12 protein-coding genes are annotated in these 15915 nt (G+C 54.2%); 4 read left to right on the top strand and 8 right to left on the bottom strand.

The genetic code is table 11. From position 1 onward, the window contains the following. Positions 1-174 precede the first annotated feature (174 nt). The 6 genes from SGR01S_RS23350 to SGR01S_RS23320 form a co-directional block, all read right to left on the bottom strand. Complete coding sequence (locus tag SGR01S_RS23350) at positions 175-1419, bottom strand: cation:proton antiporter (protein ID WP_061808709.1); 1245 nt, start codon at positions 1417-1419, stop codon at positions 175-177. A gap of 166 nt (positions 1420-1585) precedes the next feature. Then, positions 1586-2677, bottom strand: a complete 1092-nt coding sequence (gene prnD / locus SGR01S_RS23340) for an aminopyrrolnitrin oxygenase PrnD (protein WP_061808710.1) — start codon at positions 2675-2677, stop codon at positions 1586-1588. 23 nt (positions 2678-2700) lie between these two features. Further along, a complete protein-coding gene (prnC, locus tag SGR01S_RS23335; RefSeq protein ID WP_061808707.1) occupies positions 2701-4404 on the bottom strand; it encodes a monodechloroaminopyrrolnitrin halogenase PrnC in 1704 nt (567 codons plus the stop codon). A gap of 44 nt (positions 4405-4448) precedes the next feature. Further along, entirely contained in the window at positions 4449-5531 is a 1083-nt protein-coding gene (prnB, locus tag SGR01S_RS23330) for a monodechloroaminopyrrolnitrin synthase PrnB (RefSeq protein WP_061808706.1), read from the bottom strand. Beyond that, positions 5531-7141, bottom strand: a complete 1611-nt coding sequence (locus tag SGR01S_RS23325; protein ID WP_061808705.1) for a tryptophan halogenase family protein — start codon at positions 7139-7141, stop codon at positions 5531-5533. The genes prnB and SGR01S_RS23325 overlap by 1 nt, the downstream gene beginning before the upstream one ends. A 722-nt stretch (positions 7142-7863) precedes the next feature. Continuing rightward, complete coding sequence (locus SGR01S_RS23320; RefSeq protein WP_037426891.1) at positions 7864-8610, bottom strand: sulfite exporter TauE/SafE family protein; 747 nt, start codon at positions 8608-8610, stop codon at positions 7864-7866. 165 nt (positions 8611-8775) lie between these two features. Here SGR01S_RS23320 and actS point away from each other — a divergent pair, with 165 nt between their 5' ends. Continuing rightward, the gene (actS, locus tag SGR01S_RS23315; RefSeq protein ID WP_037426889.1) at positions 8776-9528 is read left to right on the top strand and encodes an amidase activator ActS; all 753 of its coding nucleotides are present in this window, start codon (positions 8776-8778) and stop codon (positions 9526-9528) included. Positions 9529-9593: 65 nt separating this feature from the next. On the opposite strand, the gene gltP is transcribed toward actS, so the two are convergent. Then, positions 9594-10910 (bottom strand): glutamate/aspartate:proton symporter GltP, encoded by a 1317-nt coding sequence (gltP, locus tag SGR01S_RS23310; RefSeq protein WP_037426887.1) that lies wholly within the window; start codon positions 10908-10910, stop codon positions 9594-9596. Positions 10911-11721: 811 nt separating this feature from the next. On the opposite strand from gltP, the gene acs reads away from it, so the two are divergent. The 3 genes from acs (at position 11722) to actP (ending at position 15733) form a co-directional block, all read left to right on the top strand. After that, positions 11722-13680: an acetate--CoA ligase gene (gene acs / locus SGR01S_RS23305; protein ID WP_061808704.1), complete on the top strand. Its 1959-nt coding sequence runs from the start codon at positions 11722-11724 to the stop codon at positions 13678-13680. A 92-nt stretch (positions 13681-13772) separates the two neighbouring features. Next, positions 13773-14084 (top strand): DUF485 domain-containing protein, encoded by a 312-nt coding sequence (locus SGR01S_RS23300; RefSeq protein WP_037426939.1) that lies wholly within the window; start codon positions 13773-13775, stop codon positions 14082-14084. Continuing rightward, positions 14081-15733 carry a cation/acetate symporter ActP gene (gene actP, locus SGR01S_RS23295; protein ID WP_061808703.1) on the top strand — a complete coding sequence of 551 codons (1653 nt, stop codon included), beginning with the start codon at positions 14081-14083 and terminating at the stop codon, positions 15731-15733. The genes SGR01S_RS23300 and actP overlap by 4 nt, the downstream gene beginning before the upstream one ends. Here actP and SGR01S_RS24460 read toward each other — a convergent pair. Further along, on the bottom strand, positions 15730-15915 hold a 186-nt coding region (locus SGR01S_RS24460), incomplete at its 5' end, for a hypothetical protein (protein WP_218000720.1). The two genes, actP and SGR01S_RS24460, sit on opposite strands and share 4 nt — an antisense overlap.

The following is a 15915-nucleotide window of genomic DNA, read 5'->3' as shown; positions in this document are numbered from 1 at the left end:
CAGGTTCGATTATTCGGCCTGAGGCCTCACCCTGCGGGCCAACGCTAAAGCGTTGTTCAACTCGGCGTAAACGCCGGTTGTCCGAGTCCGGCACCACTAATTCTGCATGAAAACACGCTGTAGCGATCCGCCAGAGGCAGCAATTTTCAATTAGCGTAACCTGCCAGATGCGCGTCACTTATCGGCGTCCGGGATTGCCGGCGTCGTGCGCAATTGCACGCGCAGCGTGAATCGAACCAGCGGTACAGTCAGCGCCGTCGTCACCAGCGCGAACACCACGAGGATCGTATAGACCTTTGGCGGAAGGATCTGCATCTGCAGACCGATTGACAGGACGATGAGCTCCATCAAACCGCGTGTATTCATCAGCGAGCTAACCAACATCGCATCGCGTGGCTCAAGCCCGGTGGCACGCGCGCCCAGATAACTGCCGCCGAACTTGCCGATGAATCCACCCGCGAGGAATACGCCGAACCACATCCATGATGCTGCGTCGTCGATCGTGCCGATCGACCCATGCAGCCCCGCATAAGCGAAAAACACCGGCATCAGCACAAGCCTGACAAAACCTTCGACGTTCTCCCGCCACTCATTTGCAATACCGGGCACGCGCCGCACGAACAGCGCCGCCGCAAGTGCACCAAATGCGCTATGAAATCCGATCAGCGACGTCGCGAGTGCCGACGCCATTACGAAACATAACAACACGGCCAAGCGGTCGCGCGCCGCATGCGCAGTCGATGCGAGCCGCACAAGCATCGGTCGAACCACGAAGCGCACCAGGAACGCGCACAACACCAGATACGCGAGCAGGCTGACGAGCATGCGCGCAAATGCCCAACCAGGCCCGCTCGATAGCGAAGCAATGGTGGCAAGCAGTATCCATCCGAGCGCATCCGTCAACATAGCGGCAGACATGGCGTGCCGCGCGCCCACCATGGCGTTGAGCGCCAGGTCGTCGACGATGCGCGCCATCACCGGTACCGCTGATATCGCAAGCGCGACACCGCAGAAGAGTATATAAGGCAGCGCTGGCGCATCGCTGGCGAGCATGTCTTTCGAGACAGTGGCGACAATCATGCCGATCGCGGCCGGTACGACGAGCCCACCCACGGCGATCGCGACGGGCATGCGCCAACGCCTGTCGCGCAGCGTCTCGCCCAACTCCATATGCAGACCCACCTGAAACATCAGCAATATCAGGCCGACTTCACCGACTTGCCCCATCGCCGACAGCGTGTGTGGGCCGAACAACCCATCGTAAAAATCCGGTGCGATCACGCCCAACAGCGAAGGACCCAACAGCAAACCGGCTGCGATCTCGCCGACGACCGCGCACTGGCCGAGCCGTTCGGCAATGCGGCCGCAGACGTTGCAGAGCGCGATCACCAGCACCAGTTGCAACAGCCAGACAGTCATGAATGCCTCGGAAAAAGCAGCACTGATACGAACTGGCTGGCCGCGAGCCCGAGCGGACCCGCCGCGCCATACGCCGTGATGACCGTGACGCCGCTCGCCAGGTTCGTGAGCGCCTGGCGGAACGACCTGTCCGCGACCGGCTCGTTTAGGGCCGCCGACTTACGCATCACCGCTCACTCGCAACGCGGTCGACCCAGCCCCGGTAGAACGCACGGTACTTGAGCACGAGCTTATCGTACTTACTGTACGCGCCGCCGCCGTCAGGCTTCATCCCGTTCCAGATTTTAACGTCAAACTTCGCTGCCTGTCGGGTCTGCAGCCCGAACAGCACGTAGTCGGTCGCGCGACGCAAAGCGCCCCCCACCTTCTTGATCGAGATGAGCATGTGCATGACATTCTTGCCGTCGCTCACCGGCGTCACACACTGGAGCAGCTTGTATTTGAAGTCTCCGTCCAGGGAGACGGTCATGACGCACCCGCCGGGGTAACCATCGAAGTGCAGGTTCATCTGCGACATATTCAGGCCGAGCACACGTGCCAGCATGCCGAAGGCCCCGAAATACCGGTCCACGGTGAAGTCGATCCCGGCACCGAACCACGCGCCCGCCTGTGCCAGAGACTCAACCTCTGGCCACGGATGCCAATCGTCGAACAGCTTGAGCTCGAAGGCCGAAATCGGGAGCTCGTGCACGGGGGACGCGTGTTGCGCGTCGTAGAAGTTCTCTACGATCCGCAAGACAGCCGTCGTCGTATCGAATGCGAAGTGCAGGTGCATAAAGTCCCCGTTGTCGACGTCGGCTGCGGCGATTTCGGGCAGCGGGTGCAGCGGCTCTGGGGAGCCGTACCAGACCCACACGTAGCCGTATCGCTCAGCGGTGACCCACGTTGGCTGGCGCACCGATCGCGGCACGGGCTCCAGCCGGCGCACCGTCTGGTTGTGACCGGGGATGTGAACGCACTGGCCCTGCTCGTCGTACCGCCAGTGATGAAACGGGCATTGGATGCACCCGTCCTTGACCTGCCCGTCGGCCAGGTTCGCGCCAAGGTGCGAGCAGTGGCGGTCCATCACCACGGCCTGCCCCGTCGCTCCGCGCCACGCCACGCACGGACGGCCGAAGAGCGTCAACTCCTTCGGCTTATCCTTGAGGTCGTCCGAGCGCATCGCGACGTACCAACTCGCGGCCACGCTCGTGGTCGCGTCGTATGCCCTCGAAGGATGTTCCTCAACGCTCGTTTGAACCAATTGAATGTCGCTCATCATTTTGTGTCCTCAACGGCCGATTACTTCTTCCGAGTCAAGCTGATACGGGTCGTAATGTACGCCTTGAGCAGCGCGAACATCGGGTTGTAGTCGAAGTACTTTTTCACTTCTGCCGGCGCGCTGGTTTGTGTCCAGTGCATCAGCTTCATCGCCGGCAGTAGACTGTATTTCGAGTTGTTGAGCTGCGGCTTGTCCCCGGTGATGCAGTACCCGAAACCGAACATCTGCTTGGCGAAGTCTCGTTCGTCGATGAGGGCGTGGATCCGCGCCGCAGCCTCCCCGGTCGGTTTGAGCCCGGCGCTTACGGCCTCGATCTCGGCTTTGGCGTCGTTGAACAACTGGTAGTAGCCCTCCATGTCTGCGCACAGGTACCCGAGGTACGGGGGATCGTTGTCGAGATGATCGAGGTCACCCTCGTCGCGCGAAGCACGGAACCTCGCGTGGGCTTGCACTAGCCGGAACTGCCCGAGGATCGTGCCGACTGCCCACAGCCGGTGGAACGCGTCCCACAAGCGGAAGTCCGTGAACGCCGTGTAGCAGCAGCTAACGAAGTCGTCGTTGTGGTCCAAAAGCTTTTGCTGCAGGCGTTCGATGTACTCGAAGCGTTCAGGGGAGAAGTCATCGTCGTGCAGCGCCTTGATGAGGCGCGCCGCGAGCGCGTGGATGGTCACCGCAGTGTTCTCGAGCCCCCGGGAGAAGAGCGGATCGATGAACCCGTTAGCGTGCAGCATCAGGCAGTAGCGATCGCCGATGCAGGTAGTCGACGAGAACTGCAGGCGGTCGGTCTTGACCCAGTCACGCACCGGCACGGCGTCGCGGAACTGCGCCCCGATGCTCGGGAACCGCGCGAGGAACTCGTCGAACTCTTGCTGCGCGGAGATGTCCGTTTTCGGGTAGACGCGCGGATCAAGCTGCAGGCCGACGCTCACCAGGTTGTTGGTCGACCGCGGGTGGTTGTTGAACGGAATCACCCAGAGCCAGCCGCCCTCGAACATGTGGTGCAAGGTCCCCTCATGCCAGCGCCAGCGCTGCCCCTTGACCTTGAAAATATCGTCGAACGGCTTGACTCCGAGCATGTGCGTGTAGAGGCTGCGCGAGTGCGTTTTGAAGCGACACGGCTCTTCGCGGAGATTGAACTTGGTCGCGAGCGGCGCGCGGGGTCCTCCACAGTCGATCATGTACCGGCCGGTGAACCGCTCGTCCTCGGCGGTGGTCACCGCGACGCCGTCTTTATCAGCGTGGTATTCGGTCACTTTAGTCTTCTGGCGGACCGTGCAGCCGTATTTAATGGCGGCTTGCAACAGGTACGCGTCGACGTCTTGCCGGTAATAATGGCTCTCCGGTCCCCAGGGCAACTCGGGGATGACGCACTGTGTGAACTCCTTCGGGTCGTGCTCCTGGCCGGGTTTGTGGAACACGAAGCCGAAGTTGCGCTTAATGCCCGTGCTCGACGAGACATAACGCTGCGTCGAGTAAAACGACGTAATGTGGTCGAGCTCCGGAATACCGTAGCGATCCGCGATGATACGGTTCATTAGAGACGTCTCGGGAATCGACGATTCGCCGATAGTGAACCGCGGGTGCGACGACTCCTCGATGATCAGCACGCGAAACTGCTGTTTGGCCAGGATAGCCCCCATCTGGGTGCCGGACATGCCCGAGCCGAGGATGATCACGTCGAAGTGGTTGTTATCGCGCCCGTTCGCAGGGCTGTTCTGAGTCATGAGGGCAAATCTCCTTAATGAGATGGAACAGATGGCCGTGCGCGTCAGAACTCGTTGAGAGCGGTGCGAATGCGGGAGCGCGCGGCAAGCGTGAGCGTGACCAGATCGCCGAGCATGCTGGGCGCGTACCCTCCACTGCCGATTGCCGGGCCGCTTCGCCCGGCTTCGTACACCCGCTCCGCCAATTGAACATGAGGTGCCCGGAAGCGCAGCAGGATCACGAAGATCCGGTTGAGCGCCGCCAGCCCGGCCCGGACAGGTTCGCCTTGCGCACCTACTCGCGCCTCGCCGATCACGCGGTCGACGAGCGACGGCTTCCCAGCGAACCGGGCGTAGACCGCCCTGTACGCGGGAAGTACATAGGGCAGGTACGTCTCTTTGAATTCTTGATAAGCCGGGTGGTCCGATTGCGAGCCCCACAGGACGTGATCCAGCACGAAGAGGGGCATTTCTACAGCGCCGGGGCCAAGGTAGTTTTGACCCCCGACGCGGATCGGTTCATAGAAGGGGCGGAGCTCGTCGTAGAAGACCTGCGGCGAGATGAAGCGGTATGCGTAGACAATCGATTCGACCATTTTTTGCAGATAGGCTGCCAGGTCGTCGCACCCTTGCGCGAACGCGGGCGACCTCAAGGGTACATCGTGCAGCTCGACGGTCACCGTGATGGCCGCTTCGAGGGCCGCCATCGAGATGCGCACGCTCTCAAGCAGGTGTGCTTCGTCGCTGAGCCCGGTGTAACTCCGTTGCGCGTCGGCCGCTGCGGGGTTCCAGACCGTCACATGCAGGAGCGTCTCACGCGGCGGCAGGTCGGTCATGCGCGCCAGGTCGAGCAGCACCGGCTCGAGCCCGGGCACCACGTCCACGGGTTCGTGTCCGTGCCGCTTGAGCGACCCCAGGAAGAACCCTATGTCCCGCATCGCGGCGGCGGCTTCGACGAAACCCCAACCGGAGGGCACGCCGCGCACCGGGAGGAACTCACACAGCAGGCCGACGATACCGGGCACGTCCTTGTTACGGTTCAGGCCCGGCAGTTGCAAAACGAGCGAGCGAGCCTGCAGCGGATCGCAGGCTGCCACGGCAGCGTGCGTGGCGGCGAATACGCATGCCCGGTCCAGGGCGCGCTCCACTACCGGCTCTCCGGCGACGCGGGCGTCGGCCCGGGTCGAGACAGCCCCACTTCGCCATCGCGCAGCGACCGCAGGTAGTCATAGTTCGTCGGCAGGCTCGCCCGCAGACGCTCGGCCTCACGCTGGATGCGGGCGAACATCACCTCAGCCTTTTCAATTGACTCCGGTCGCAATTGCAAGAGCGGCAGCGACCGGTCGGGCAGCATGCCCAAGCCGGCAAAGATGCAGTAGTAGTTTCCGTTCAACCAGAAGTTCTTGAATTCGAAGTCGAAGGTCTCATAGTACGTGGAATCGTCGAACGACGTGGTGGTCAACGGCAGCCCCGCCTTGTAGCGCTCAACCTTCTCTTTGATGGAGTCGGAAAGCCGCAGGTCGTGCTGGTTCGCAAGCCAGAACGGCGTGTCTTCGCGTGACGAAGTAAAATAGTGCGCTTGGACAAAGTCTCGGCAGTCGTCAAACATGTAGGTGATTTCGGCGTTGAACGCGTCGGCCAACCGCGGGTCGAACGAGGTGTCGGGGAAGTGCTTCACGAGTTGGTAAAGCGCCGCGTAGATGAAGTAGATCCCCGTCGATTCCAGGGGCTCCAAAAAGCACGACGCCAGCCCGATAGAGACGCAGTTGTTGACCCACGATCGCTTGTTGCGCCCGACCCGGAACTTGATCTGATTGAGCGGCTGATTGTCCGAGAGGCCCCAGAGGTTGAGGAAGTCGGTGGTAGCCTGGTCGCGGGAGGTGAACTTGCTTGAGAAGACGTAGCCGCTGCCGAACCGACCCAGCATCGGAATCTTCCAGGTCCACCCCGAGTTCATGGCGATCGAGGAGGTATAGGGTTCGACCCCCGCTTGCGCGTCGTCGTTGGGTACGGCAGTCGCGACCGCGCTGTCGCACAATAGGTAGTCGGACATGTCAATGAAGGGCTCTTTCAGAGCCTGGTTGATCAAGAGCCCCCGCATGCCTGAGCAGTCGATGAACAGATCCGCCTCCAGCTTCCGGCCCTCTTTGGTCAACAGGCTGGAGATGAAACCGTGTTCGTTCAGGTTGACCTCCACGACCTCGTCGACCACTCGGTTCACCCCGCGATCGACGGCCCAGCGCTTCAAGAAATCGGCCACCAAGTGCGCGTCGAAGTGCCACGCGTGGGACATCTGACGGGTGCCGTCATGCAGGCACGGGGCCAGATTGCCATCGAGCGCCCCGGGCTGCGGGTAGCAGGCGTAAACCATCGACTGCTGAAAACCCTGTTCGCGCTTGCGCAGCCAGTAGTGGGTAAGCGGCACGCCGTCGCAGCTCGGCACATTGCCGAACAAATGGTAGAAGTAATCGTTGCTCGAGTGGTCGGGAGACGTTCTCCAATTCACGAACTTGATGCCGGCCTTGAACGCGCCGTTCACCTGAGGCATCCACTCCTGTTCCGGTATTCCGAGGTAGTCGAAGAACACCTTCTGCAAACTCGGGATGGTCGCCTCACCCACACCGATCCGGGGGATCGTCGCAGATTCGATGAGCGTAATGTTCGCCTGCTGTTGGAGCGCCCGGACGAGATAAGAGGCGGACATCCAGCCCGCAGTGCCGCCGCCCACGATGACGATATTCTTGATCGGTTTGCTCATGACACTCTCCCATAGGAAGTAGTGGAGATGTTAAATTAGGTTCTAATTCAGACTAGAATCTAATCTAAAAAGTGCAAATTACGTTTTAGAATTAACTCGGTGATATATACTCACGCAAACCACCGGTTAAAATATTATTTTCAATCGGTTAGAATTACGGGAAAAGCAGGAAAAACAAGATCACATCATTATTAAAAAATAATAAAAAATAATAAAAAATAAGCCTTATAACGCCCCTGCAACCTAAAGGCAATTTACGCATAACACACTATTTAAACTGTATTTTTATAATAAAAAAGACGGCAATCCTTATCTAAAATGTCATGTTCTATGTTTTCAATCACCGTCAGTTAAGATTTTTCCCATTCCTTAAATCAATACCACATCAATTAGATATTAATGGATTTTGAATTGTTAGCACGCTTACAATACTATGAATTAAACACCCAGTTAGTTATAGGTGGTGCATTATCAACTTGCCAGCCAACCAAAATAATCGATACCGATTCATACGTTACTTACGTATAAAAATATCCGTAGAATAATATTATTTGCACAGTCAAGCATTCAGTCTAAAAACAATTATCCATTTAACTTTCATACGAATACTCAACGATATTCGGAAATTGTTTTCTGCCTCAAATACCCATCCATTGACATATCGTCGAGGGCAATCTAGTGAGCTATAACCGTTGGGGTTCAGCTTCGCCCCGCCATCGCCGTCAACTAAAGTACTTAACAATCAACATAGCTCCGGAAGCCAACAAGATCACATTGATGAGCTTGAGGAATTGCTCACGCGACATCCTCAAGGTGAAATGCCGGCCCAAAGTAATACCCACCAACATTCCCGGCGCCAAGGCTAATGCCAACAACAGTAAGTCCACATCCAGATACACGCCGGCTACTGCAAAAATGATCACACGGGTCAGGGTGCTCATGCCAATAAGCGTGGTCTGGGTTATGCGAAAAGCCTCTTTTTTTTCAACTCTACCACTGAGATAGATGGCATAAATAAAACCGCCGCTACCAAATAGTGCGCTGAATATCCCCCCAACCAAACCAAAAGGTACCGCCGCTCTGGGTGAGAATTGCCGGGCGGGCTTTAAACCACTGAGTGAATAGAGCGCGTAAACCACCACAAAAATTCCCAGCGCCAGCAACAAAATTTCTGGTCGAGTCTTGAGCAGGATCGCCGCCCCCAACAAGCTGCCGATGATCATCAATGGAACCAGTCGTTTCAATTCCGACCACTGTGCATTACGTCCATCGCGACTGACGTTAATAATAGCCGCACACATATCCAACAGCGCCAGCAAAGGGACTATTTGTGCAACCGGGATATAAAGCGCCATCACTGGGCTGGCGACTAATGCAGTACCAAAACCAGCTATACCAAAGATGACATAAGCCACTAATAAAGTGACTGCCAGTACCAGATAGCTTGATAGCGTTAACGTTTCTTGCATATTAGCTGTTCCCAATCCATGAACATTATTGAGCCGAACGGTAAAACCTGCTGCTTAAGCCCGGTAGAATTTAGTCTATGGCGGCGTTTTTGACCACCTGACCGTTGGTGGTACTATATGGAGATCACTATCAAGCGCGACGACGTTTAAGGACGATATTTGAGTATGGGAAGCACATTCGCTGTATGGCGGCTGATCGCCGTGTGCGTGGTCAGTCTGGGATTATTGGGGTGCGGCTCCGGAAAGAAATCGAACAGCTACAATCGCGATTATGATCAGTTAGCCAGAGGCAGTTATAACGGCAACACCTATACCGTCAAGCGCGGCGATACGCTGTTTTATATTGCCTGGATCACCAACAGCGAAGTCAGCGAGTTGGCGCGGCGCAATAAGATCCCCAAACCTTACAACCTCGAGATTGGCCAAAAGCTGGCGTTAAATAACGCGACGGCGAAGAAAGGCAAATCCCGCAAAACACAATCCGCCAGCCAGATCGCGGCAGTGGCACCACCTCCAATCCGTAGCAGTATCAAATGCTGGCGTTGGCCAACCCAGGGCAATATCGTCAGTAAGTACTCTACGGCCGACGGCGGTAACAAAGGCATTGATATTGCCGGTAACCGCGGCCAGCCCGTGTTTGCTGCTGCCAAAGGTCGGGTGGTGTATGTTGGCAATCAGCTGCGAGGTTATGGCAACCTGATTATGATCAAACACAATGATGAGTACATCAGTGCTTATGCTCATAACAATACCCTGCTGGTTAGCAATGCTCAGGAAGTAAAAGCCGGACAGAAAATTGCCACCATGGGGAGTACTGGCACTGACAAGGTGATGCTGCACTTCCAAATCCGCTATCGTGCCACCGCATTAGATCCGCTCCGCTTCTTGCCAGCTCAAGGCTCTGCACCTGCCTGCTGATCCAGGAATAGACAATAAAAAAACCCGCCATCAGGTGGGTTTTTTATCATCTCGTCAAAAAGCGATTAAGACTCGCTTATCTGCTTTGCCTGGCCGGACAAAAACGCTTTCTCGTAGGCCAACGCTTTTTTGCTGTCGAACTGATGCTCCCATTTGGCAACTACCAGCACAGCCAACGCGTTGCCCACTACGTTCAGCGCCGTACGCGCCATATCCAGGATACGGTCAACGCCAGCAATAAATGCCAACCCTTCCAGTGGGATCCCAACACTGCCTAATGTTGCCAACAGCACCACAAAGGACACCCCCGGCACACCGGCAATGCCCTTCGAGGTCAGCATTAGCGTCACCACTAAGACAACTTCCTGACCCAGGGATAGCTCAATTCCGTATAGCTGAGCAATAAAAATGGCAGCAATGCTTTGGTACAGCGTGGAACCATCCAGATTGAAAGAGTAACCAGTCGGCACAACAAAACTGGTGATCGCTTTCGGTGCACCATAAGCTTCCATCTTTTCAATGATACGCGGCAGCACCGTTTCCGAACTGGCGGTGGAGAAGGCCAGGATCAATTCATCCTTCAGGATGCGGATCAGCGTCCAAATACGCAGATTGCACAAACGGGCCACTGCCCCCAGAACCACCAGTGCGAAAAAGGCAATCGCGAAATATACCAGCAGCACCAACTTGGCCAACGGTAACAACGAGGCAAAGCCAAAGTTGGCAACTGTCACTGAGATCAGACCAAACACCCCTACCGGCGCATAGCGCATGATCATATGAGTCACTTTGAACATGCTTTCAGAAACGGCTTTAAACACCTTCAGCAACGGCTCTTTGGTTTCTTTCGGTAATGACGACAGACCAAGACCAAACAACACTGAGAAGAAGATGATCGGCAGCATGTCGCCTTTCGCCATTGAGGCAAAGACGTTTGATGGGATCAACGACAAAATAGTCGCCACCAGGCTATGTGAACCACTTTGTACCTGCTCCGTGGTCTTTTCATATTGCGAGATATCGACCGCGGTTAGCGTCGACATATCGATGCCATGGCCGGGTTGAAAAACATTAGCTAACGTCAGCCCCACCACGATGGCAATCGTAGTGATCACTTCGAAGTAAATAATGGTTTTCAATCCGAGCCGACCTAGCTTCTTCGCATCCCCTACCCCGGCGATACCCACAACCAATGTAGAAATAACAATCGGTACTACAATCATCTTAATCAGACGAATAAATATATCGCCCGCCGGGCTAAGAATATTACTGACCAGCCACTCACGTGACTCAGTTTGATTATGGAGCACCGCCCCTACAATAACACCCAGCACCAATGCGATCAGAATTTGCCAAGCAAGACTGATTTTTACACTCTTCATACCCAAAAAGTCCTCAAAAGCTCTTTTCGGCGTATTTATATTAACGCGACGAAAAAAGCACTTAATCATCTAATACAGGCTTATGTTAATAACCAGGAAGCGATCACCTGCCCTTAGTGTGCCGCTATCTAAATCTGTACCATCTGAGTGGCATGGTCTGCAAGCCTTGTTTTATCAGACTTTAGTGCAAAATTTAATCTATTAAAATTTTAATCTTCATTTATATGCACATAACTTGTTGTTATTAACAGGGTAATTTTATGTGATGGACATCACGAAACCAGAGTGTGGCAGGATATTTAATTTCAGCAAATATGCGTTAATTTTGCATGTTTAGTCCGATACGGGTGTTTATATTGTGTTGCGTAAAAGTTTTAAAAATGAAAACCGTCTAGAATAAATGAAAAATATAGAAAGTTAAGATTAACCAGAACCGTTTAACTATTAAAAAACCATTCTGGCAAGCAGAGAATTAATATCAACATCGAATATTAACGAAAGTCTATGCTCCATAATGATTTAAAGGGCAGTTAATTCAGTCTGTATTGTGTCTACTATTCTCTATAGAAATGAATTTACCGGTGACTTGTTTATTCTTTTTAGTTCTTTAGATAGCGTTTTCTGACCAAAACTTCCTATCTAACCGTTTTCTCCCGCCAAGCAGGCAGATGCCCCACGCAAATGAGGCAGAACTATTACAAATCAATATCTTCGTTGCGTGATCTGCCGCGCAAAAAAGAAACAAAGAATCGGAGCAAACTATACTTAACCTTCAGTTGACATATCATTAACAACTTCAAGGAGAAAAGCTATGAGCCAAGTGCATAAACACGCTATTCCTTCTGCAATTGCAGAACACGCCCTGATTAATCCGACACAATATCAACAATATTATCAACAATCTGTGCAAGACCCAGAAGCCTTCTGGGGCGAGCAGGGAAAAATCCTGGACTGGATGAAACCTTATAGCCGGGTAAAGAATACCTCATTCGATCCGGGCCATATCAGCATCCGCTGGTTTGAGGATGGTACGCTGAACCTCGCAGCCAACTGCCTCGATCGCCATCTGGCCGAGCGTGGTGACCAAACGGCTATTATCTGGGAAGGTGACGATCCCACCCAGTCAAAAAAAGTGACATACAAACAGCTGCACCACGATGTCTGCCAATTCGCCAACGTGCTGAAAAAGCTGGGTGTCAAAAAAGGCGACGTCGTAGCTATCTATATGCCAATGGTACCCGAAGCCGCTGTCGCCATGCTGGCCTGTGCCCGCATCGGAGCCGTACATTCGGTAATCTTTGGTGGTTTCTCGCCGGAAGCGGTAGCCGGCCGTATTATCGACTCTAATTCCAAGCTGGTTATCACGGCTGATGAAGGCCTGCGCGCTGGACGTGCCGTTCCGCTGAAGAAGAATGTCGATGATGCATTAAAGAACCCAGGCGTGAAAAGCATCACCAATGTCGTCGTGTTCCAACGCACCGGCAAACCAGGCTACTGGCAGGAAGGGCGTGACCTGTGGTGGCATGAACTCACCCAAGGTGTTTCAGCCGATTGCCCACCAGAAGAGATGAATGCTGAAGATCCGTTGTTTATCCTTTATACCTCAGGATCGACCGGCAAACCCAAGGGTGTGCTGCACACTACTGGTGGTTATCTGGTGTATGCCGCAATGACCTTTAAGTATGTATTTGATTACCATGATGGCGACGTGTACTGGTGCACCGCCGATGTTGGCTGGGTCACTGGGCACAGCTATCTGTTATATGGCCCACTCGCCTGCGGTGCCATTACTCTGATGTTTGAAGGGGTTCCTAACTACCCTGGCGTAAACCGCCTGTCGCAAGTCATCGACAAACACCAGGTCAATATCCTGTATACCGCGCCGACGGCAATTCGCGCCCTGATGGCCGAGGGTGACAAGGCAATTGAAGGTACCAAGCGCGACTCACTGCGCATCATGGGGTCGGTCGGTGAGCCGATCAACCCGGAAGCCTGGGAGTGGTATTACAATAAAATCGGCAACGGCAAATGCCCGATCGTCGACACCTGGTGGCAGACCGAAACCGGTGGTTTTATGATCACACCACTGCCTGGAGCTACCGAGTTAAAAGCTGGGTCCGCGACACGACCATTCTTTGGCGTACAGCCAGCGCTGGTCGATAACATAGGTACACTGCAGGAAGGTGCCTGTGAAGGTAACCTGGTAATCACCGACTCATGGCCGGGCCAGGCACGTACTCTGTTTGGCGATCACGACCGCTTCGAACAAACTTATTTCTCCACCTTTAAAGGTATGTATTTCAGCGGTGACGGCGCACGCCGTGACGAAGATGGCTATTACTGGATCACCGGCCGCGTCGACGACGTGCTGAACGTATCCGGCCACCGTTTGGGTACCGCCGAGATCGAGTCAGCTCTGGTATCACACCCGAAAATCGCTGAAGCCGCAGTCGTGGGTATCCCGCATAACATTAAAGGTCAGGCTATTTACGCCTATATCACACTGAATCATGGCGAAGAACCTTCACCAGAGCTCTATACCGAAGTACGTAACTGGGTACGCAAAGAGATAGGGCCGATCGCCACGCCGGACGTACTGCACTGGACAGATTCGCTGCCCAAGACGCGTTCCGGCAAGATCATGCGTCGTATCCTGCGCAAAATTGCCGCCGGCGATACCAGCAACCTGGGGGACACCTCAACGCTGGCAGATCCGGCCGTAGTCGACAAGCTGTTGGAAGAAAAACAATCAATGAAAGTGCCGTCATAATTTACGCCGCCTCAGGCCGATCAAAGGGGAAATAACCCGCTGATCGGCCGTAAGCGCGGCGCATTCGTTCAATACCTACTGGAGACACTCTGATGAATGACACCATTTATCAAGGGATTGAGGAAAACCCGCGCTTTATAGAGTTGGTGCGAAAACGTAGCCGCTTTGCCTGGCTGCTCTCGCTGATTACGCTAGCCCTCTATGTTGGCTTTATTTTATTGATCGCTTTCGATCCTCAGTGGTTGGGCACACCGATCGCCGAAGGATCGACCATTACCCGAGGGATCCCGGTTGGCGTTGGCCTGATCGTGATCTCTTTCGTTCTCACAGGGATCTACGTGTTCCGCGCCAATGGCGAATTTGATCGCCTGACTGCAGAAATCCTGCGTGAGGTGAAGCAATGAAGCGTTTACTGTCTGCTGCCGCTTTGCTTACCCTGCCAGGTCTGGCCTTTGCCGATGCCATTGGTGGTGAAGTGAAACGCCAACCGTTGAACATTCAGGCGATTGTCATGTTCGTACTGTTTGTCGGCGCCACACTGTACATCACCTATTGGGCCTCTAAGCGCACCCGTTCACGCCAGGATTACTACACTGCCGGCGGGAAAATTACCGGCCTGCAAAACGGTCTGGCTATTGCTGGCGACTTTATGTCAGCGGCCTCTTTCCTCGGCATTTCTGCACTGGTGTATACCTCGGGTTATGACGGGCTGATTTACTCCATCGGCTTCCTGATTGGTTGGCCGATCATTTTGTTCCTGATTGCAGAACGCCTGCGTAACCTGGGCCGTTACACCTTTGCCGACGTGGCTTCCTACCGGTTGAAACAAAAACCGATTCGCACGCTCTCGGCTTGTGGCTCACTGGTGGTTGTCGCGCTCTATCTGATTGCACAGATGGTCGGGGCCGGTAAGCTGATCCAATTGCTGTTTGGTCTCAACTACCACGTGGCCGTTATCTTGGTTGGCATTTTAATGGTGCTGTACGTTTTATTCGGTGGCATGTTAGCCACCACGTGGGTACAGATTATCAAAGCGGTATTACTGTTGGCAGGTGCCAGCTTCATGGCATTAATGGTAATGAAATCAGTGAATTTTGACTTCAATACCCTGTTTGCCGAAGCTGTGAAGGTGCATCCGAAAGGTATCGCCATCATGAGCCCAGGAGGGCTGGTCTCCGATCCTATTTCAGCGCTTTCTTTAGGGTTAGCCCTGATGTTTGGTACTGCCGGTCTACCGCATATTCTGATGCGTTTCTTTACTGTCAGTGACGCAAAAGAGGCCCGTAAGAGCGTGTTCTATGCGACCGGTTTTATCGGTTACTTCTATATCCTGACCTTTATTATCGGCTTCGGTGCCATTTTGTTAGTTAGCCCTAATCCTGCGTTCAAAGACGCCACAGGGGCACTGCTGGGCGGCACCAATATGGCTGCGGTGCATTTAGCCAATGCGGTCGGTGGTAACTTCTTCCTTGGCTTTATTTCGGCCGTCGCCTTTGCCACCATTTTGGCCGTCGTCGCTGGGTTAACGTTGGCGGGTGCATCTGCGGTATCTCATGATTTGTATGCCAGTGTGATTAAAAACGGCAAAGCAACTGAGCGTGACGAACTGCGAGTGTCCAAAATTACCGTAGTCATACTGGGCGTTGTGGCCATTGCGCTGGGGATTTTGTTTGAGAAACAGAATATCGCCTTTATGGTGGGCCTGGCATTCTCCATCGCCGCCAGCTGTAACTTCCCTATCATCATTTTGTCGATGTACTGGTCACGACTGACCACCCGTGGTGCCATGATTGGCGGCTGGTTAGGGTTGTTGACGGCGGTGATCCTGATGATTCTCGGGCCGACCATTTGGGTGCAAATCCTCGGTCATGAGAAACCGATTTATCCTTACGAATATCCTGCCTTGTTCTCGATGATCGTGGCCTTTGTCGGCACTTGGCTGTTCTCGGTTACCGACAGTTCTCTGGCCGGGCAGCAAGAACGTGAACGCTTCCGTGCCCAGTTTGTTCGTTCGCAAACCGGGTTGGGGATCTCACAAGGCAGCTCGCATTAACCTGAATAATAAGTGAAAAAAAGCAAACACACCCTAATCAAAGGCCCTTCGGGGCCTTTTCTCTTGGCGGATGATGGCTGACGGTGTGCCGCAGAGAACATATTGATAATAGAAATACCGAGCTGCAGCGTAGCTGCGCAGCTTTTTACTTTCGCATATAACAACAAGGCCATCCGTAAGGG

This window comes from Serratia grimesii NBRC 13537, assembly GCF_001590905.1.
In the GTDB taxonomy this organism is placed as follows: Bacteria; Pseudomonadota; Gammaproteobacteria; order Enterobacterales; family Enterobacteriaceae; genus Serratia; species Serratia grimesii.
This window is presented reverse-complemented; position numbering and strand designations above follow the sequence as displayed.